At 28.8% G+C, this 19,710-nt stretch carries 22 protein-coding genes; 12 read left to right on the forward strand and 10 right to left on the reverse strand.

Annotated features, from left to right (window positions below):
- From M3Z80_RS01255 to rlmD, 8 genes are all read right to left on the reverse strand, one after another.
- The coding region (locus tag M3Z80_RS01255) for an ABC transporter permease (RefSeq protein ID WP_459251432.1) at positions 1-497 on the reverse strand (497 nt) is incomplete at its 3' end.
- Between the two features lie 13 nt (positions 498-510).
- Positions 511-1,380, reverse strand: a complete 870-nt coding sequence (gene rfbA, locus M3Z80_RS01260) for a glucose-1-phosphate thymidylyltransferase RfbA (protein WP_293916781.1) — start codon at positions 1,378-1,380, stop codon at positions 511-513.
- A gap of 4 nt (positions 1,381-1,384) precedes the next feature.
- Entirely contained in the window at positions 1,385-1,915 is a 531-nt protein-coding gene (locus tag M3Z80_RS01265) for a hypothetical protein (protein ID WP_293916782.1), read from the reverse strand.
- A gap of 2 nt (positions 1,916-1,917) precedes the next feature.
- The gene (gene rfbB / locus M3Z80_RS01270) at positions 1,918-2,970 is read right to left on the reverse strand and encodes a dTDP-glucose 4,6-dehydratase (RefSeq protein WP_293916783.1); all 1,053 of its coding nucleotides are present in this window, start codon (positions 2,968-2,970) and stop codon (positions 1,918-1,920) included.
- A gap of 17 nt (positions 2,971-2,987) precedes the next feature.
- Entirely contained in the window at positions 2,988-4,298 is a 1,311-nt protein-coding gene (locus M3Z80_RS01275; RefSeq protein ID WP_293916784.1) for a UDP-glucose dehydrogenase family protein, read from the reverse strand.
- Between the two features lie 91 nt (positions 4,299-4,389).
- The gene (locus tag M3Z80_RS01280) at positions 4,390-5,028 is read right to left on the reverse strand and encodes a DUF6048 family protein (RefSeq protein ID WP_293916785.1); all 639 of its coding nucleotides are present in this window, start codon (positions 5,026-5,028) and stop codon (positions 4,390-4,392) included.
- A 7-nt stretch (positions 5,029-5,035) separates the two neighbouring features.
- Positions 5,036-5,518, reverse strand: coding sequence for a DUF6452 family protein (locus tag M3Z80_RS01285; RefSeq protein ID WP_293916787.1), 483 nt, complete (start codon positions 5,516-5,518; stop codon positions 5,036-5,038).
- Positions 5,519-5,521: 3 nt separating this feature from the next.
- Positions 5,522-6,928: a 23S rRNA (uracil(1939)-C(5))-methyltransferase RlmD gene (gene rlmD / locus M3Z80_RS01290; protein ID WP_293916788.1), complete on the reverse strand. Its 1,407-nt coding sequence runs from the start codon at positions 6,926-6,928 to the stop codon at positions 5,522-5,524.
- A gap of 179 nt (positions 6,929-7,107) precedes the next feature.
- Between rlmD and M3Z80_RS01295 the strand changes: the two genes are divergently transcribed.
- Entirely contained in the window at positions 7,108-8,292 is a 1,185-nt protein-coding gene (locus M3Z80_RS01295) for a pyridoxal phosphate-dependent aminotransferase (RefSeq protein ID WP_293916790.1), read from the forward strand.
- A gap of 103 nt (positions 8,293-8,395) precedes the next feature.
- Here the strand turns inward: M3Z80_RS01295 and M3Z80_RS01300 are convergent, their stop codons facing one another.
- Both M3Z80_RS01300 and M3Z80_RS01305 read right to left on the reverse strand, forming a co-directional pair.
- On the reverse strand, positions 8,396-8,722 hold the full coding sequence (locus M3Z80_RS01300; protein WP_293916792.1) for a YegP family protein: 327 nt from the start codon (positions 8,720-8,722) through the stop codon (positions 8,396-8,398).
- A gap of 215 nt (positions 8,723-8,937) precedes the next feature.
- Positions 8,938-9,729 (reverse strand): TrmH family RNA methyltransferase, encoded by a 792-nt coding sequence (locus M3Z80_RS01305; protein WP_293916793.1) that lies wholly within the window; start codon positions 9,727-9,729, stop codon positions 8,938-8,940.
- Positions 9,730-9,808: 79 nt separating this feature from the next.
- On the opposite strand from M3Z80_RS01305, the gene M3Z80_RS01310 reads away from it, so the two are divergent.
- The 11 genes from M3Z80_RS01310 to M3Z80_RS01360 all read left to right on the forward strand — a co-directional run bounded on the left by M3Z80_RS01310 (position 9,809) and on the right by M3Z80_RS01360 (position 19,668).
- Entirely contained in the window at positions 9,809-10,255 is a 447-nt protein-coding gene (locus tag M3Z80_RS01310; protein WP_293916794.1) for a ribonuclease domain-containing protein, read from the forward strand.
- Positions 10,252-10,527, forward strand: a complete 276-nt coding sequence (locus M3Z80_RS01315) for a barstar family protein (protein ID WP_293916796.1) — start codon at positions 10,252-10,254, stop codon at positions 10,525-10,527. The genes M3Z80_RS01310 and M3Z80_RS01315 overlap by 4 nt, the downstream gene beginning before the upstream one ends.
- Before the next feature lie 65 nt (positions 10,528-10,592).
- On the forward strand, positions 10,593-11,321 hold the full coding sequence (locus M3Z80_RS01320; RefSeq protein WP_293916799.1) for a polyprenol monophosphomannose synthase: 729 nt from the start codon (positions 10,593-10,595) through the stop codon (positions 11,319-11,321).
- Positions 11,318-11,686 (forward strand): DUF4296 domain-containing protein, encoded by a 369-nt coding sequence (locus M3Z80_RS01325; protein ID WP_293916801.1) that lies wholly within the window; start codon positions 11,318-11,320, stop codon positions 11,684-11,686. The genes M3Z80_RS01320 and M3Z80_RS01325 overlap by 4 nt, the downstream gene beginning before the upstream one ends.
- Position 11,687: 1 nt before the next feature.
- The gene (locus M3Z80_RS01330) at positions 11,688-12,173 is read left to right on the forward strand and encodes a thioredoxin family protein (protein ID WP_293916804.1); all 486 of its coding nucleotides are present in this window, start codon (positions 11,688-11,690) and stop codon (positions 12,171-12,173) included.
- Between the two features lie 146 nt (positions 12,174-12,319).
- Positions 12,320-14,455, forward strand: a complete 2,136-nt coding sequence (locus M3Z80_RS01335; RefSeq protein ID WP_293916806.1) for a S9 family peptidase — start codon at positions 12,320-12,322, stop codon at positions 14,453-14,455.
- Between the two features lie 381 nt (positions 14,456-14,836).
- Positions 14,837-16,504 (forward strand): DUF6909 family protein, encoded by a 1,668-nt coding sequence (locus tag M3Z80_RS01340; protein ID WP_293916808.1) that lies wholly within the window; start codon positions 14,837-14,839, stop codon positions 16,502-16,504.
- Positions 16,505-16,520: 16 nt separating this feature from the next.
- On the forward strand, positions 16,521-17,534 hold the full coding sequence (locus M3Z80_RS01345; RefSeq protein ID WP_293916810.1) for a hypothetical protein: 1,014 nt from the start codon (positions 16,521-16,523) through the stop codon (positions 17,532-17,534).
- The gene (locus M3Z80_RS01350) at positions 17,509-18,492 is read left to right on the forward strand and encodes a Gfo/Idh/MocA family protein (protein ID WP_293916812.1); all 984 of its coding nucleotides are present in this window, start codon (positions 17,509-17,511) and stop codon (positions 18,490-18,492) included. Before M3Z80_RS01345 ends, M3Z80_RS01350 begins: the two co-directional genes overlap by 26 nt.
- 127 nt (positions 18,493-18,619) lie before the next feature.
- Positions 18,620-18,958, forward strand: a complete 339-nt coding sequence (locus M3Z80_RS01355) for a CidA/LrgA family protein (RefSeq protein WP_293916814.1) — start codon at positions 18,620-18,622, stop codon at positions 18,956-18,958.
- Entirely contained in the window at positions 18,955-19,668 is a 714-nt protein-coding gene (locus tag M3Z80_RS01360) for an LrgB family protein (RefSeq protein WP_293916816.1), read from the forward strand. Before M3Z80_RS01355 ends, M3Z80_RS01360 begins: the two co-directional genes overlap by 4 nt.
- Positions 19,669-19,710 lie beyond the last annotated feature (42 nt).

Raw genomic sequence — 19,710 nt, forward strand, 5'->3', positions numbered from 1 at the left:
AGTAAAATAATATATATAGTACTATTTATATGTACTCCTTTAACTAAATAATATAGTAAAAAAATTATAAATAAAATAAATTGAATTCCAAATTTCAGCAAGTTTCCAATAACTATTGATAATGGCATTATTAAACGAGGAAAATAAACTTTTCCAAAAATACTTGCATTATCTCTAAATACTGAAGAGGTGCCAATTAAGCAATCTTGAAAATAGTTCCAAAGAGTTAACCCTGATAAATAAAATAAAATACCTGGTATCCCATTTGTCTTTATACCGGCAATACTACCAAAAACAACTGTAAACATCAAAGAAGTTAGTATTGGATTTAAAAAAAACCAAAGAGGTCCTAGAATGGTCTGCTTATAATTGGCAACAAAATTTCGTCTAACCATAAGAAATAATAAATCCCTATAATTCCAAACTTCTTTTAGCTTGAAATCAAATAGGGAATGTTTTGCACTTATTTGCTCAGTCCATTTTTGCTTTTCTTCCATTTAATTTTAGATACTAACGTTTATAATAGGTAATATTTTTAAGATATTCTCCATAGCCACTTTTTCCATATTTATTAGCAATTTCATATAATTTTTCAATTGTAATAAATCCTCTTTTATATGCAGTTTCCTCTATACACCCAATTTTTATACCTTGTCTTTTTTCTATGACACGTATATACTCTGTCGCATCGTGCAAAGAATCAAAAGTTCCCGTATCTAACCATGCTGTACCTCTGTCCATAACTCCTACTTCTAATTCTCCTTTTTCCAAATATACTTTATTTACATCTGTTATTTCATATTCTCCCCTAGCTGACGGCTTTAATTGTTTAGCTATTTCTACTACCTGATTATCATAAAAATACAAGCCGGGTACTGCATAATTGGATTTAGGAATTAATGGCTTTTCTTCGATTGAAATAGCTTTCATAGCTTCATTAAATTCTACTACTCCATATCTTTCTGGATCATTTACATGATAAGCAAAAACTATAGCTCCTTTCGGATTAGTTTTAGATCTTAATAATTTACTTAATCCTGATCCATAAAAAATATTATCTCCTAAGATTAATGCTACCGAATCATCACCTATAAATTTTTCACCTATTATAAATGCTTGCGCTAAACCATTAGGAGTGTGTTGAACTTCATAAGTTAAATTACATCCAAAGTCAGAACCATCTCCCAGTAATTTTTTAAATGCTTCTTGATCATGGGGTGTAGTAATTATTAAAATATCTTTAATCTCTGCATCCATTAAGACTGATAATGGGTAATAGATCATTGGTTTATCATATACAGGCATTAGTTGCTTACTTACAGCTATAGTAAGTGGGTATAATCGGGTCCCTGACCCCCCGGCTAATATTATTCCTTTCATATAATTATTTTATTATAAATGTATTAAACATAAAATTATAATCGGACATATCGGCATTGTTTTTATTTTCTATTATTTGTACCGTAATTGTTTTATTTTCATATTGTATGACACCCACTTGTCCATATATTTTATTCTTAGTATCATCAGCCTCATAAAAGGTTGATATACAATCAAATTTACCTAAACGTATAAACTTATTTTCATTTGTAACTTTAAAATTTACTTTCTGATAAAACGTTCGAAGTTGGTTGATTTGATTGTTCAATATTGAATCCACAGATAACTTTTGCTTAAAAATACTTATAGCCATTGTACTTTCTACGCTGTAATTAGCGTATTTGTCTAATTCTATATATCTGTTACCCTCTTTTAAGTAATCATCTTTTACCTTCCAATAAAAAGGTAAATCAATTGATAAACCTTCTTTTTGGTAGGCTTGCGTAGCTTTGGTGTTACTTTCTTTATTTTTTGTACAGGAAATAATTATAATTAATAATAAGAATATAAATATTTTTATTTTATTTATAGTCATACCTAAATTAAATCATATTGCTCATCATAATATTTTCTGTAAGAGCCACTCGTTACATGGTTCAACCAATCTTGATTATCCATATACCAATCAATAGTTCTTGTTAACCCTTCTTCAAAATTTACTGAAGGCTTCCACCCTAACTCCTTATTTATTTTACTCGCATCAATAGCATAACGTAAATCATGTCCAGGACGGTCTTTGACAAATGTAATTAATTTTGCACTTTCTCCCTCACTTCTACCCAATTTTTTATCCATCAACTTGCAGACTAAATGAACCAAATCAATATTTTTCCATTCATTAAATCCTCCTATATTATAATTATCTTTGTTCTTCCCTTTGTGGAATACCAAATCAATTGCAATAGCATGGTCAATTACATAAAGCCAATCTCTGGTATAATTCCCATCGCCATATACTGGCAAAGTCTTATTGTTTAATATATTATGAATCAATAATGGAATAAATTTCTCAGGAAAATGGTTAGGCCCATAATTATTTGAACAATTAGTAATAACAACCGGCAAGTTATAGGTATCTGCGTAAGCTCTTACAAAATGATCTGAAGATGCTTTTGAAGCAGAATACGGAGAATGAGGATTATATTTAGTTTCTTCTGTAAAAAAACCGGTTTCATTTAAAGTTCCATACACTTCATCAGTAGAAACATGATGAAATCTTTTACCTTCATAATTTTTATTCCATATTTTTTTTGCTGCATCTAAAAGAATAACAGTTCCAATAACATTTGATTTTACAAATTCTAATGGTGTGGTTATAGACCTGTCAACATGAGATTCAGCTGCTAAATGAATAACTCCATCTGGCTGAAATTCTGAAAATATTTCTATTATTTGCTTTTCATCAGTGATATCGGCTTTTATAAACTGATAATTAGGTTTGTCTTCTATATCTTTTAAATTTTCTAAATTACCTGCATATGTTAATGCATCAAGATTTAAAATCGTATATTCCGGATATTGATTTACAAATCTTCTTACTACATGCGAGCCGATAAACCCAGCACCACCTGTAATTACTAATTTTTTCATTTATTTTAAAAAATTATCTATCCTTTAATTAATTTTCTTCCTATACTTTTGTAATAAAAACCTTGAGCTTGTAATTCGTCTAAATTATAAAGATTTCGTCCGTCGAAAATTGCCTTATTAATCATTTTTTTCTCTAAAATATCGAAATGCGGATTTCTAAATTCTCCCCATTCTGTTACTATAATTAAAGCATCTGATCCTTCTACACATTCATACATGTTTTCCGCATATTCTATTTTATCGCCTAAAATTTTTTTCACATTTTTCGATGCAATTGAGTCATACGCTCTTACTTTAGCTCCCTTATCCAACAACATCTCGATTATTTCAAGAGAAGACGCTTCACGTATATCATCAGTATTCTCTTTAAAAGCCAGCCCCCATATTGCTATTTGTTTATTTTTTAAGCTGCCTAAATATTTTTCTACTTCTGGAACTAAAATAGTTTTTTGTCTTTGATTAACTTCTTCTACAGATTCAAGAATTTCAAATGTATACCCAACTTCCTTACCACTTTTTAATAGAGCTTTTACATCTTTGGGAAAACAACTTCCTCCATAGCCCACACCTGGGAATAAAAACCTATTGCCAATTCTTTCATCTGATCCCATACCTAATCTTACTCTATCCACGTCTGCTCCTACTTTCTCGCAATAATTAGCAACTTCATTCATGAACGTAATTTTAGTTGCCAAGAAAGAGTTGGAAGCATATTTAGTCAGCTCGGAAGATTTTTCATCCATTTTTATCAATTTAGCTCCGGCATTTGTCAATGGTAAATAAATTTTATCCATTATTTCAAAGGCTTTTTGTGAACTAGCTCCTACTATTACTCTTTCCGGATTCATAAAATCTTCAACTGCATATCCTTCGCGTAAAAATTCAGGATTTGAAACAACATCGAATGGTTTTTGTGTTTTTGATTTTATTAAATTTTTAACTTTCTCGGATGTACCTACCGGCACCGTACTTTTATTTACAATTAGTGTATAATCTGTCATAAGATTCCCTATCTTACCGGCCACGTCTAAAACATAAGACAAATCGGCGGAACCGTCTTCACCAGGAGGAGTAGGCAATGCTAGAAAAATAACGTTTGAAACCTTCATGGCTTCACTCAAATTAGTTGTGAAGAATAACCGTCCCCCTTTTATATTTCTTAGAAATACTTCCTCTAATTGCGGTTCATAAATGGGTACTTGCCCATTTTTCATCATAGTTACCTTTTCTTCATTTATATCAACACAATGTACGCTATGCCCTAAATCAGCAAGGCAGGTTCCAGATACCAGCCCAACATATCCCGTTCCTACAATTGTAATATTCATATATTTAAATATTTTACAAAAATATAATTTAAAATTTATTTATTTTCTTATCTATTATTATTTATTGTAAAAATAGTTTCTTTCAATATATTTAAAATAACCGATAGGTTAATCCCCAGAAAAGAGAAATATTTGCTGCCCCCTTATCTTTTCCATACCCAGGAACAACTAAGTTACTAACATCCTGTTGCTTACTAGAATATACAATAAATTTTGGGCGAACCATGAAATCAATATAAAACGGTGAGTTACCAATTTGTACTTTTGCTCCAGCTACTGCTTCTAACCAGCCGGAATTTACATTTGCTTCTGATAAAGAACCTTCTCCTATTAGTTGTATTTGTCCTTCGGAGTTCATACCTTTAATAGGATATTTTTTTATATTTTGCTTATATGGAGAGAAGCCAAATCTTGCTCCTAAATAAAATCCTTCTCCTGATTTTTCATAGTTATTAGTCAGTATGTAATTTACTCCTATTTCACCAAAAACTCCCTTTGCATCAATATTCCAATTATTTTTATTATAGGTATTTTTTTCATAACCTATTTCAAAAACTGCCAACCATCTATTTTTAATTTTATAAGTGATAAAGCTACTATAATTTTTTTTATCTGCAAAACATCCTACAATAGGGTTTAATAAATCTACTCCTATGAACATTTGATGTTTGGGAATATTCACAGATAAAGAATCTTTGCTTTTTGTTTGGGAATTAGCAAATATTCCCAAAAATATACTAATAAGCAATATGTAAATTCGTCGAGGATTCATTATATATTTGGTTGGTTTGACCTGATATGGATTTTATATTTTTGAGTACTGTTGGATCATAGGTTATGCCATTGTATACAACTTTAAATCCACATGCTTTGGAGACAAATTGCTGTTCAGTAGTATATTTTATAGTAATAATATTTTTACATGAATCCGGAGTATGGGGGGTATCATATAAATAAAAAACTGTTTCATCCGATAAAGAATTTAATGGTAATTGTATGCTGTCTTTCCCTTCGAAAATTCCCTCTGACTGAATACTTCCATCCGACTTTTTCCTATCTACAATTAATCGCTTTTTCTTATACTTAATTCCTAGACTATCTAATTCAATCGTCAATCTTGGAGTGGTTACTTTATCACATACATCATCATCCAAACAAGAAAATACAAGTATGCACATAAAGAATAGAACAAATAATAGATTTAATTTTTTCTGGAACATTTTTTATTTTAGTTTAAGAAGCGCTACGCTTTCTACATGATAAGTCTGTGGAAACATATCTACAGCCTGAACTTTAATCACTTCATATTTTTCTTTCATGATCTCCAAATCTCTAGCTTGTGTAGCCGAATTACAACTTACATAAACTACTTTCTTCGGAGCTATACGTAAAATAGTGTTTACCACATTTTTATGCATGCCTTCCCTTGGCGGATCAGTAATAATTACATCCGGATAACCGTTTTCATAGATAAATTCTTCTGTAAATATATCTTTCATATCACCACAATAAAAACGACAATTTGAAATATTATTGTATTCTGCGTTTTCCTTTGCAGCTCTTATTGCTTCGGGTACAGATTCAACTCCCACCACCAATTTTGCTTTACATGAAATAAATTGAGCTATAGTACCGGTCCCTGTATAGAGATCATAAACTATTTCCTCTCCATTTAATTCGGCAAAATTTCGAGTTATTTCATATAATTTAACTGCTTGCTTATAGTTAGTTTGAAAGAATGACTTTGGCCCTATTTTAAATTTTAAATTACCTATTTCTTCCATCAAGAACCCGGTACCATGGAATGTTTTTATATCCAAATCATATAAGCTATCATTACCTTTAGGATTGACTGCATAAAGAATTGTCTTAACTTCAGGAAATTCATCTCTTACATAGTTCAACATCTTTTCAATGTTTTCACTATCCTCCTTAAAAAACTGAAGTAAAATCATTATTTCATTTTTAGAATTTGAGCGAATCATTAAAGTTCTTAGAAATCCGTTTTTCTCTTTAAAGTCGTAAAATTCCATATTTTGCTTTATTGCAAACCTTTTGATGGAATTTCTAATTTTATTAGAAGGTTCTTTTTGTAAAAAACATTCTTGAATATCTAATACTTTATTCCATTGCTGAGGTATATGGAAACCTAAGGCGTCTTTATCAATTACATTTATTTCTGACTGTATTTCTTCAGAGGTTAGCCAACGTGCATTAGAAAACGAAAATTCCATTTTATTCCGATAATTATATTTATCTGATGAAGGAATAATGTTCAATTCCTGAAAATTATCAATTTTCCCGATTCTCTTTATATTATTATATACTTCTTTTTCTTTATACTCTAATTGTTTTTCATAAGAAAGATTTTGCCATTTACATCCTCCACATATTCCGAAATGTATACACTCTGGGTTTTCCCTATCGGAAGAATATTTAATAAAGTCTAAAACTTTTGCTTCATAATAATTTTTTTTAGACTTTATTACCTGAACATCAACTACATCTCCAGGAACTGCATTACCTACTAATACGGTTTTTCCTTCTTCAGTTTTTCCTATAGCAACTCCCTTAGCACCGGCAGAAATCAGTACCAAATTGGATATTTGTATATTTTTTTTTCTTCTCAAACTACTGAATATAAAATAAGATTACAAAAATACACAAAAAATGTATTTATAAAAAAGAGTCTGTATAGACTGAAAATGAACTGCATAATCCATACCTTTATCTTAATGAAAACTATTTTTATATAAAAAAAATCTGTATTTTTGATTTTAGAAAAATAAAAAATAATAATTAGTCCAAAATGAATCTATTATCAGAACGTGTTAATCGTCTTAGCTATTCTCAAACCTTTGTAATGTCTAATAAAGCTAGGGAATTAAAAGCTCAAGGAATCAATGTTATTAGTTTAACTTTGGGGGAGCCTGATTTCGAAATTCCTGAATTTGTAAGGGAAGCTGCCATTAAGGCGATTAAAAATGGAGTAAAATCCTATACTCCTGTTCCCGGATATTTAGAATTAAGAAAAGCTATTGCCAATAAATTTAAAAGAGACAATAATTTAGAGTATAAGCCAGATCAAATTGTTGTGTCCAACGGCGGTAAACAATCCATAATTAATGTGCTGCTTTCTATTATTAATGATGGAGACGAGGTGATCGTCCCTGCTCCCTATTGGGTTAGCTATTATGAAATGGTAAAACTTGCAGGGGGTAAAAATATTGTTGTAAATACTACTATTGACACAGATTTTAAAATTACCCCTGAGCAACTTGAAAAAGCGATTACACCTAAAACCAAGGCATTTTTATTTAGTTCTCCTTGCAATCCATCAGGAACAGTTTATACTAAGGACGAATTGCATGCCCTAGCTAAAGTATTTGCAAAGCATCCTAATATAATTATTATTTCCGATGAAATTTATGAATATATTAATTATGAAGGAAAGCATGAAAGCATAGCACAGTTTCCTGAAGTTTTTGAACAAACAGTTACCATTAACGGAGTATCAAAATCTTATGCAATGACGGGTTGGAGAATTGGATATTTAGGAGGTCCTAAATGGCTTTCGGATGCTTGTGATAAAATTCAAGGTCAGATGACTTCAGGAGCTAACTGTATCGCGCAAATGGCATCTATAACCGCAATAGAAGCTGATCCTTCAGCTATTAATTATATGATAGACGGCTTTAAAAAAAGACGTGAACTTGTCTATAATTTAGTACATGAAATTCCCGGATTTAAAGTAAATAAACCCGCCGGCGCTTTTTATTTCTTTCCTGATGTTTCTTTTTATTTTGGAAAAACCATTCAAGGTCATGCAATCAATAATTCTGACGACTTTGCTTTAATGTTATTAGAAAAAGCACATGTTGCTACAGTGGGGGGAGTATGTTTTGGCGACAGCAATTGTATAAGATTATCATATGCTGCTTCAGAAGAAGATCTTATAGAGGCCTTGAAAAGAATTAAAAATACTTTATCTTAAAATAGTTTGTATAATAATTATAAAAATAAAAGCTGCGAAAATTCGCAGCTTTTACTTTTAGTAAATATTCAAACCTAATTTATTTAGGCTTAAGTTAATCTATCTATTTAGATAGATCAAAGGTTTCTGCTGTTGGCGCATTATTCATAACTGATTTTACACCATTTTTAGCATTTGTTTCATTGTCATAAAGCTCACTGGTTCCTACTATTTGTCCATTACCGGCTTTCAAGTTAAAAAACCACTTTTTGTTAGCTGACTGTTTCAATTCAAAACGGTCTTCGTTTTTAGAATTTCTTTTTACAGAACTAACGCCTTTTTGACAGTTTGTCTTTTGGGTATATCCTTCACTTACAAGGATAATTTGCCCATTTTTTGCTTTCAGTCTAAATCGAAAAGCACCTGATTTGTCTTTAAAAATTTCAAACATAGTTGTACAAATTTTAGTTTTACTTTAGCTAGTTTTTTAGTGTTATTTATCCAACTAATTACATTATACTTATTATTTTTAACAAATAATAAGGTAATAATGTTCTATTATTTGTAAAAAATTTCATACAAAGATATAAGTTCTAATTAATAAAGAACAAGAATACGATATATTTATATTATAATACACATAAAGTTTGCAAATATTATTTTTAATCAGAGATTGTTAAACATTATTTTTTGTCTTTCTACTTCATAACAAACAATTGCTACAGCATTGCTTACATTTAAAGAATCTATCTGTCCTTGCATCGGAATTAATACATTTTGTGTTATTTTACTTTTCCAAAATTCTGATATTCCTGAATGTTCTGTACCAAAAATAACTGCTGCTGATTGTGTAAAATCAACATTTTGTATAGAAATAGAAGATTCATTCATATAAGTAGCATAAATCGGTATTTCTTTTTTTATCACAAAATCATATATATTTTGGTTAGATGTCGATATAATAGGAATATTAAAAAAACTTCCCACCGACGATCGAAGCACATTTGGATTATATAGATCCGCTTTTTCCTCACATACCACTACCATGTCTACTCCAAATGCGTCTGCAGATCTACATATAGCACCGAGATTTCCCGGTTTTTCTAATGCTTCTATAATCAAAATAAAAGGATTATTCGGCAATTTAATTTGGTTAATCTCATAATTTTTATATTCGTAAACTCCAAGTATTCCTCCTGACATCTTTCTGTATGCTATCTTTTCATATACAGTTTGAGAAACTTCATAGGTAATTATGGAAGAAGGCAGCGATATTGAATTCTGAAAGATATCCGGTTGTATATAAAACTCAAGAGGAACAAAACCATTTTTTAAAGCAAAAAAATTTTCATTTTTGCCTTCAACAATAAACCTTTTTTGACTTTTCCTTTCTTTACTTTTTTCTAACAACTTTACTAAATTCTTTATCTTTGGGTTTCTATTACTTTCGATTAACATTTTTAAATGAAATTTGGCAAAAGTAAAAAAACTTATTCATTATTTAGATAATTTTATTAATTATATTTAATATATTAGAATGAAAATTAAAAAACAATCCTTTTTTTATAGCCTTTTATTTGGTATTTTGTTAATAATTGCATTAATTCTCAGTTATAACATATCAACAAAAAGTTTAAACATTGATCAATTTAATACAGAACGATTAAGTTCGGAAGCTATTGTATTAAATTATATAAAAAAACATCATTCTTTACCCAATTATTATATCACTAGAACAGAGGCACGTAAAGCTGGATGGAAACCCGAAAAAGGTAATTTGTGCAAAATTCTTCCTGGAAAAATAATTGGAGGGGATAGTTTCAAAAACAGAGAAAATAAAATTCCCACTAAAAAAGGCAGACAATGGTGGGAAGCTGACTTAAATTACAAATGCGGAATGAGAGGAACTGATCGTATCGTTTTTTCCAATGATGGACTAATTTTTGTTACCTATGATCATTATAAAACTTTTCAAGAAAGATGAAAACTATATCTTTTGATTTTAACTCAATTTCCGATTTGAATAATTTTTATCAAGCATTTCAAAAAAAATTTGGGCTAGATGCTTACATGGCAAATAATTTAGATGGACTTTGGGATACACTTACGGGCATCATAGGATTACCTGTAAGAATAAATTTTAAAAATTTAAACTTAGAAAAACTTGAAAAATTTAAACATTTAATAACTCTTTTTCAAGAAGCTGAAAAAGAAACTGATAATGAACTTATGTTTTCATATTTTTTATCCAACTAACTTGTATTTTTAAATTATCTTTGTGATTATAAACATAAATTTACTTTATTAAAATATAGCATGCTGTGCCTGACAAAAAATTAGTTATAATTCCTACTTACAATGAAATTGAAAATATCAATGATATTATCTCAAGTGTATTTAGTTTAGAAGAGAAATTTGATGTTTTAATTGTGGACGATTCTTCTCCTGACGGCACAGGCTCTGTGGTAGAAGAATTAATTAATAATTCTAATGCAGACAGACTTTTTTTAGAGGTAAGAGCTAATAAAGACGGATTAGGAAGAGCCTATATTCATGGCTTTAAATGGGCTCTAAAAAACGGATATGATTATATTTTTGAAATGGATGCAGACTTTTCGCATAATCCGAAAGATTTGATACAACTTTATTGGGCTTGTAAAAATGGTGCCGACCTATCTATAGGGTCTCGTTATTGTCAAGGCGTTAATGTAGTAAATTGGCCAATGAATCGTGTCTTACTCTCTTTTTTTGCTTCTAAATATGTGCGTTTAATAACCGGTCTACCCATTAATGATTCTACAGCAGGTTTCGTTTGTTTTACTAGGAAGGTACTAAAAGAATTGCCTTTAGATAAAGTTAAATTAGTGGGGTATGGTTTTCAAATAGAAATGAAATTTCGAGCTTATTGTAAAAAATTCAAAATTGTAGAAATTCCTATTATATTTACTGATAGAACTAAGGGACACTCAAAAATGAGTGGAGCCATCATCAGTGAAGCTGTTTTTGGAGTTATTAAAATGAAATTTATGTCTTTATTAGGGAGATTATGAAACTTTACTTTTATATATTCTTTTTCTTGTTTTTGTCATTGTTTTCTTGCCAACATGCACTTAAGAAACCAGATAAACTATTATCTAAAACAGATATGATAGCTATCTTAAGCGATATATATCTTTACAATCAAACTCCATCCAATATACCTTTAAGTAAAGAAATTGCTTTCGAAACGTATGTTTCAATATTTAAAGCGCACCATACAACCAAAGAAATTTTTCAAGATAGTTATGTTTATTATTACGCTGATGCGAATGCTTTACAGCATATTTATGATGGAGTAATCAATCATTTAAAAAACAAATTATCTAAAGAACAGCAAAACCAATTAAAAATGGAAGAACTCTCTGAAACTAATTAATATGAAAATCAAATTTTTATTACTATTTTTATTCATTATCTCTTTTGTTAATTCACAAGATAAAAAGACAATATACAATCCTACTGACGATGCTCAAAAAAAAATAGATTCTTGCATTGTAGAGGCTAAAAAAGAAAAGAAATTTATTTTACTTCAAATAGGAGGAAACTGGTGCATTTGGTGTATTCGCTTCCATAAACTAACTCAAGATAATTATGATATTAGGAATAGTCTAATGAATAATTTTATTGTTTATCACTTAAATTATTCCAAAGAAAATAAAAATGAAGCAATTTTAGCTAAACTAGGATTCCCTCAACGTTTTGGTTTTCCCGTTTTTGTGATTTTAAACGAAAATGGTGTAAGAATCCACACTCAACAATCTGATTTTTTAGAAGATAATAATTCAGGCTATGACCTTAAAAAGGTTGAAAAATTTTTATTTAATTGGTCACCTAAAGCCCTTGATCCAAATACATATAATTAATTAACAATATTATCCCGCTAAATTAACATTGTTATAAAATTTTTCATATCATATAAATATAATGTAAACAATATTTGTTGATTATTTTAAGTTTCATAAAAAGGTGTAATTTTTATGAAAAAATTTTAATTTATAAAAAATTCTACATGATTTCAAAGAAAAAATTATTTTCGTTTATATTTTCATTTACATTAGTAATAAATTTATATACACAAAAAATTACATTAGAAGAAATATGGAGCGGTAAATTTTATCCTAAAAGTATTTCAGGAATAAATTCTTTGAAAAATGGAAAACAATACACTATTTTAACAAAAAACGGAATTGAAAAATATTCTTATGAAAGCTTTAATAAGATAAGCAACATAATTTCAGGGAATTACACCGATTATCAATTTAGCCCTAATGAAAATCTTTTGCTATTAGAATCAGAATCTTCATCAATTTATCGACATTCTAAAACCGGTATATATACTTTATATGATATAAAAAAACAAACTTTATATGAGGTTTTTAATAAAAAACCTATACAAGAACCTGTATTTTCTCCCGATGGTACAAAAGTATCTTTTGTTTACGAAAATAATATTTATTATCAGGAGTTTCCTTCTTTAAAAATAACGCAAGTGACCCACGATGGAAAAATAAATAAAATTATCAATGGAATTTCAGATTGGGTATATGAAGAAGAATTCGGAAATGTTCGAAATTTTGAATGGTCTCCTGATGGAAAATTCATTGCTTTTATTCAATTTGATGAATCCAATGTAAAAAATATTAATATTTCACTTTACGAAAATAATCTTTATCCTAAAACATTCTCTTATAAATACCCTAAGGCTGGTGAAAATAATTCGAAAGTAAGTTTATACCTTTATAATTTAGATAAGAAAGATGCTCATAATATTCCGTTAAATGAAATAGATAACTATTATATTATTAAAATTGCATTTTCTTCAACCGGCGATTTAATAGCTATAACTTCCAACCGATTACAAAATAAAATAAATTATTTAAATATAAACCCTATAAAACTTAGTACTAAAATATTAGTTACAGAATCTTCTAAAACATGGATTGATACTCACAATCTTTTTATTAATTTTTTAGAAGACGGAAGCTTTATTTTAAATTCCGAAAAAAACGAATATAATCATTTATATCTGTATAATAAGAATGGGCAACCAATCAAACAACTTACAAAAGGAGATTGGGAAGTTACTAAAGTATATGGAATCGATGAAAAAAATGGTATAGTGTATTTTCAATCTAATGAAAAAGGTCCTAATAACAGAGTAATAGCTACTGTTAACATAAAAAACGGTAAACATAAAATTTTAACATCCGAATTAGGAACGCATGAAGCAGCTTTTAGTAGCGATTTTTCTTTTTTCATTGATAAATTCAGTACTACAGAAATCCCTCCTTTATATACCTTAAGAAATAATTTAGGAAACATACTAAAAACATTAGAAGATAATTCTACTTTAATTTCTTATAGCAAGCAAAAAGAAATAGATAAAATAGAATTTATCGATATCCCTACCGAAAATGGAATATCTTTAAAATCTTATATCATAAAACCTAAAAATTTCAATCCTGAAAAAAAATATCCCGTATTAATGTACGTATATGGTGGACCAGGATCTCAAACTGTAAATAATTCTTGGGATTCCTTTAATTATTGGTGGCATCAAATGCTTGCACAAGAGGGATACATTATTGTATCTGTCGATGGTAGAGGAACTGGAGGTAGAGGAGAAATTTTTAAAAAATTAATCTATAAACAACTTGGAAAGTTAGAACTTGAAGATCAAATTGCAGCTGTAAAATGGTTACAGCTACAATCATTTGTCGATCCCCACAGAATTGGCATATGGGGATGGAGCTTTGGTGGTTATTTGACTTCATTATGTATGACTAAATCTAATGGTTTGTTTAAAATGGGAATTGCCGTTGCTCCGGTTACCAATTGGAAATTTTACGATACAATTTATACGGAACGTTTTTTACAAACTCCGCAAGAAAATTCTAAAGGATATGATGAAAATTCTCCTATAAATTTTGCACATAATTTAGAAGGCAATTTTTTGATAATACATGGAACGGCTGATGATAATGTGCATTTTCAAAATTCCGCAGAAATGATTAATGCTTTAATTGAAGAGGGAAAAGAATTCGATATGGCCATTTATCCTGATAAAAATCATGGTATATATGGTGGAAATACTAGATTTCATCTATATCAGAAAATGACTAATTACATAAAATCAAATCTTTAATTTAATTATAGTAATCGTTTAATAAACTGGATAAGTAAGGAAATTTTCAATTGAAATGGTAAGTTTAAAATAAATTACTATATATTATTTATCTTTAGATAATCTTAAATTAAAATATTTCATTTTGCCTAAATCTGAAAATAATACACCTCTAACCAGTTTGGCTTAATTTTTGCTATTAAAAACCTATTTTTATTCTTTGAATATTAACTGGTGTTTTTTTATATTATTAAACCATAATATAAAATTGAATATTAAAAAACTTTATTTTAATTAGGATTTTGCTAATGTTAGTTTAAGTCTTTCGTAAAACAAACATCATTAATTCATCAAATAAATACTCAATAGAAGAATGTCTTATCTTTGTTAAAAATTATCTAGATGACAATATATAAAGCAAGAGAATCTACAGATGTCATAGAAAGATTATACATAACTATGAGGCATCTTTTTAATAGAGGCGGTTTTAAACCAACAGGAACATCTGGTCTTGAATTAAGAAATTATCTTTTAAAGTTAAATCCCGAAATATATGGCTCGATAGCTGATCCTGATAAAGTTGAGCTAAATGGACTGAATTATGTTTTAGATAGGCTTCCTCAAGGTATCGAGGAATGTTCTTTCATAAATTTGACTTCCAATGAGGGATTGGACAAATCTTCTTTTGCCCCGATATATCCTAAAAAAAGAAGAAGAACTTGTTATAGAGTAGATGATCATCAAATGAACATTGAAGTTTTATTAGGTAGATCTGAAATTTATGACATTCTTACTCATCTCACCTTTCTATATAACGAAGCAGATAAAATTAGAAAACGAACACATGACTTTAATGGAAAAGTAGGAAGAATTTGGATATCGGTAGAAAACGCTGCATTAAGTTCAGAGCCGTTAAAAAGAAAAGAACGAGAAGTTATTTTGGCTCATATTGCCACTATGCTGGGAAGAAGTTTTGATGAAGTAATTACTGCCTATAAAAATTTTCAGGAAGCCAATGAGCCGGATAGATTCATAAAAATTATTTACAATTTAGGAAAAGTAAGTAAAGAAGATATTTTAGGGATAAGAAGAAGGGAAATTTTTTTTAGCTCTATCTTAAAAGAAAGAGTAGGTCATCATCTCTTTGGGGAAAAATGGGCGGAAAATGTTAAAAAAACTTTAGTCAAAAATAAATTACTCAATAAAAAACTGCACATTATCAGCTCTAATATGCATAGTGTTAAAAATATGCTGTATGCATTTGAATCTTTAAATAAAACCTATCACAAAGATGAAGGCTTAAAAATATATGAAGAGTTGAGTAAAAATTTAGATTTGGTAGAATCTGTAAAAAGTTATGCTCTCAAAAACGGTATGATATATTTAAAAGATACCAGCGGTTCGAATATTGATGTTCAAATTTTTGATTTATCAAAGATAAATTTTGATAACACTCCATTTAAAGATATAAAGAATATAAATAAAGAAGATATTTTAATTGTTTTCGATTATGCTTTTGGTGAACAAGCTTTTGAAATCATGGATGAATTATTAAGGCCTTTGAATACAGTAAAAGAAAAAGCAAATCTAAATGTAGACTCAATTTCTATCTTAGGAAAAGCCGGAATATTAGTCGGCAATAAGGGAGATATCATGATACCCGATGCTCATATATTTGAAGGTACAGCAGATAATTATCCATTTCAAAATGAACTGTCATTAAAAGATTTTGAAGGATATAATATCAACGCATATAAAGGTGCTATGATTACTGTATTAGGTACATCTTTACAAAACAAAAATGTTTTAACCTATTTTATGCAAACTTCTTGGAAAGCAATCGGTTTAGAGATGGAAGGAGCACATTATCAAAAAGCAATTCAAGTGGCTTCTAAAATACGTAATCACATAGGTGAAAATGTAAAGCTAAGATACGCCTATTATGCATCGGATAATCCTTTAGAAACCGGAAGTACATTAGCCTCCGGAGGTCTAGGTTTGACCGGTGTAAAACCCACATACTTAATTACTCAGAAAATTCTTGAACAAATTTTAAAATTAAAGAATTAATACCTAATTATGAGTTATGGAAAGACAAGATTCAACCTCTAGACAAGAAATTAACATATTAGATTTATTAAATTATTTTAAAAATGGAATAATTAAAATTTTTACTTGTATTGGTAATTTTTTTACAAACATTTTTAATGCTCTAATAAATTTTTTTATATTATTAAAAAGATTTTTTGTTTTAATTGTAGCTTTTGTAATTATTTCAGGTGCTATAGGTTATTATAATGATGAGATTTCTCCGGCTTTATACAATTATGAAATGATCATAGAGCCTAATTTTAAAAGTACAAAAACAATATACCAACAAATTAATTCGTATGAAAAGCTTTCAGGAAGTAAAGAAAATGAATTTTATAAAGATTTAAAATCCATATCTATATTTCCTATAAAATCATTCACTAACGAAATTGAAATTTACTATAAAATTTTAGATGATAATGAAGATAACAATAGAGATACCATCTTATCCAGTCAATTCAAAATAAGTAATTTTATAAAAAAACTTGTTGATACTGACTACCCTACACATACTATATCTATTAAGTCTAAAAGGAAACTATCTTCTGAAGAAATTAAAAGTGAAATTTTACAGCCCATTGAAAATGATCCTTATTGTTCAAGAATGAAGGAATCTTATCTGAGGTCTTTAGATATTAGAAGTAAAATATATACTTATGAACTAAAAATAATTGATTCTTTGCTATTATCAAGAACTAAAAGTCCAATATCTGCCACTTCCACTTCTCTTTTTTTAAATGGAAACACAAAAAATAATGTTGAAATGGATTTACTAACTGCAGCAATGAATCGAACAAGATATTTATCTGAAATAGAAATTGAAAAAGTTAAAAAATCTCAGGTTATATCAGTACTTTCACAACCACAACTTGTGGATGAAAATAAATTTTTATTTGTCAAAAAAAATACCTACGCTTATGCTTTTTATGGATTTTTATTATCTTTATCTATAATTTTCCTGATAGGATTTGTAAAATATCTAAATGATTTTAAAAAAAAACATTCTTAAAACAGCAATTATAGGGTTTGGTCATATAGGAAAAATACATTTTGAGAACATCTCTCAAAATGAAAGTTTAAAATTAGTAGCATTAGTAGATACCAATGATATCGTAGTAGAAGATAACAGTGTTTCCATCTTCTCAACTATATCAGAATGTCATACTAATTTCCCGGATATAGATCTGTATATAATTGCCTCTCCCAATGGACTTCATTATGATCAGGCAAAAGAAATTTTAGATTTATCTAAAAATGTTTTGGTGGAAAAACCAATAACCTTATACAAAGATCAAACGGAAAAATTAATCAATTTGGCAAAAAAAAATAATGTTCGATTATTTACCTCATTACAACTACGTTTTTCTGACCTAATCAATCATGTGAAAAATTTAATTGAAAAAAATTTTTTAGGTGAAATATTCCTTATAAGAGTTGAATGTTTTTGGAACAGAAATAATGCTTATTATGAAAATTCATTGTGGCGCGGTACAAAAAGTTTAGATGGTGGAGTATTATTTACACAATTTTCACATTTTATAGATGTCTTACATTATTTATTAGGAAAGTTGGAATTAATAACCAACTTGGCAACAAACTTTACTCATAAGAAAGTTATTGAATTTAACGATAGTGGAATTATCGAATTCAAATCAGATAAAACCTTAGGAAACATGTTTTACACTATATCCACCTTTGAAAAAAATTTTGATTCTTCCATTACCCTTATCGCTGAAAAAGGAACTATTAAAATAGGAGGACAATATATGGATCAATTAGTATTTCATAACGTTGCTGATTTTCCTGCCGAAAATATAGCATTAAATAAAGAATCGCTACATACTCTAATGTATACAGAAATTGTTCAATCATTAAAAAATTCGAAACCTTCTCGTATAGATGCTGAGAATGCAATCAATACCATAGATTTTATAGAAAAAGCTATTAAGCTAGAGAAAAATGTATAAGTTTATATAGCTTTTGCCTATGAATTATTATATTTTCAATAAATAAAATATTAATTGAAAATTTTTCAAAATAATATCTTATGAAAAATAATATTTGATTTAGTTTTAAATATAGTAATTTTGTTATATGAAATTGATTTCTCAATTAGGAATTATATTACTATTATATTTTATCGGTGAATTAATAGTATTTATTCTACAAATAAAGATTCCGGGAAGCATAATAGGAATGCTTCTATTACTTGTATCTTTACAATTAAATATTCTAAAAGTAGAAGATATAAAAGAAGTTGCTACTTTCTTTTTAAATAATATGTTGATTTTATTCATCCCATTAGGCGTTGGACTAGCTTCTGAATGGGATCTCATTTCAAAAGAATGGTTGGCAATTATTATCTCTATAATACTAAGTACCTTTATTGTGCTGTTAATAGTGAGTTTACTTATAAGAAATAAGAAAGAATGAAGGAATTTTTAGACACTCCTCTTTTCCATTTAACTTTAACTTTACTAATATTTTGGCTATGTAATTTATTATATAATAAATTTAAATATAAAATTCTTCATCCGGGAATTACTTCCATAGCTTTATTAATAGTTTATTTAAAAATTACCCAAACCCCATATGAGGATTACAATAAGAATACTTCCTTAATTTCATTTTGGTTAGGACCTTCTGTAGTCACCTTAGGGTTGCCTCTATATTTATATATAAAACATTTAAAAGGAAGCTATGTAAGAGTGTTCCTTGCTATGATTGCAGGAAGTCTTTCCGGGATTATTTCCGTTGTAATTATAGCCAAAATTTTGGGAGCTTCAGATATTATCGCCTATTCATTATCTCCCAAATCTGTTACTACTCCCATAGCTATGGAAGTATCGAAAGGGTTGGGAGGAATTCCCTCTCTTACTATTGCCACCGTTTTTATAACCGGATTTATTGGAGCTTTATTCGGCTGGAGCTTCCTGACGAAATTAGGAATTAAAGATCATAAGGCCATAGGAATAGCCATGGGCACAGCTGCACATGCTATCGGTACAGCAGAAATTGTGAAAAATGGAGAAAAATTTGGTGCGTACGGCGCACTTGGAATGGCTCTAAACGGAGTTTTGACTGCAATATTTGCTCCTTTATTAACACCGTATCTTGTTCATCTCTTGAATTTGATCGGATAAATATTCGTTGTGGTTAACTTTTTGTTACGTAAAATAACTATC

The sequence above is a fragment of the Apibacter sp. genome (assembly GCF_025291155.1).
Lineage (GTDB): Bacteria > Bacteroidota > Bacteroidia > Flavobacteriales > Weeksellaceae > Apibacter.

What these genes read in the sequence shown, in the direction of transcription:
- M3Z80_RS01310 (WP_293916794.1), top strand. Translation starts at nt 9,809, where the DNA reads ATGAAAATTAAAAAACAATCCTTTTTTTATAGCCTTTTATTTGGTATT.
- M3Z80_RS01350 (WP_293916812.1), top strand. Translation starts at nt 17,509, where the DNA reads ATGATTTTAAAAAAAAACATTCTTAAAACAGCAATTATAGGGTTTGGT.
- M3Z80_RS01265 (WP_293916782.1), bottom strand. Translation starts at nt 1,915, where the DNA reads ATGACTATAAATAAAATAAAAATATTTATATTCTTATTATTAATTATA.
- rfbB (WP_293916783.1), bottom strand. Translation starts at nt 2,970, where the DNA reads ATGAAAAAATTAGTAATTACAGGTGGTGCTGGGTTTATCGGCTCGCAT.
- M3Z80_RS01345 (WP_293916810.1), top strand. Translation starts at nt 16,521, where the DNA reads ATGGAAAGACAAGATTCAACCTCTAGACAAGAAATTAACATATTAGAT.
- M3Z80_RS01295 (WP_293916790.1), top strand. Translation starts at nt 7,108, where the DNA reads ATGAATCTATTATCAGAACGTGTTAATCGTCTTAGCTATTCTCAAACC.
- M3Z80_RS01300 (WP_293916792.1), bottom strand. Translation starts at nt 8,722, where the DNA reads ATGTTTGAAATTTTTAAAGACAAATCAGGTGCTTTTCGATTTAGACTG.
- M3Z80_RS01355 (WP_293916814.1), top strand. Translation starts at nt 18,620, where the DNA reads ATGAAATTGATTTCTCAATTAGGAATTATATTACTATTATATTTTATC.
- M3Z80_RS01335 (WP_293916806.1), top strand. Translation starts at nt 12,320, where the DNA reads ATGATTTCAAAGAAAAAATTATTTTCGTTTATATTTTCATTTACATTA.
- M3Z80_RS01285 (WP_293916787.1), bottom strand. Translation starts at nt 5,518, where the DNA reads ATGTTCCAGAAAAAATTAAATCTATTATTTGTTCTATTCTTTATGTGC.
- M3Z80_RS01340 (WP_293916808.1), top strand. Translation starts at nt 14,837, where the DNA reads ATGACAATATATAAAGCAAGAGAATCTACAGATGTCATAGAAAGATTA.
- M3Z80_RS01305 (WP_293916793.1), bottom strand. Translation starts at nt 9,729, where the DNA reads ATGTTAATCGAAAGTAATAGAAACCCAAAGATAAAGAATTTAGTAAAG.
- M3Z80_RS01360 (WP_293916816.1), top strand. Translation starts at nt 18,955, where the DNA reads ATGAAGGAATTTTTAGACACTCCTCTTTTCCATTTAACTTTAACTTTA.
- M3Z80_RS01330 (WP_293916804.1), top strand. Translation starts at nt 11,688, where the DNA reads ATGAAAATCAAATTTTTATTACTATTTTTATTCATTATCTCTTTTGTT.
- M3Z80_RS01275 (WP_293916784.1), bottom strand. Translation starts at nt 4,298, where the DNA reads ATGAATATTACAATTGTAGGAACGGGATATGTTGGGCTGGTATCTGGA.
- M3Z80_RS01315 (WP_293916796.1), top strand. Translation starts at nt 10,252, where the DNA reads ATGAAAACTATATCTTTTGATTTTAACTCAATTTCCGATTTGAATAAT.
- M3Z80_RS01325 (WP_293916801.1), top strand. Translation starts at nt 11,318, where the DNA reads ATGAAACTTTACTTTTATATATTCTTTTTCTTGTTTTTGTCATTGTTT.
- rfbA (WP_293916781.1), bottom strand. Translation starts at nt 1,380, where the DNA reads ATGAAAGGAATAATATTAGCCGGGGGGTCAGGGACCCGATTATACCCA.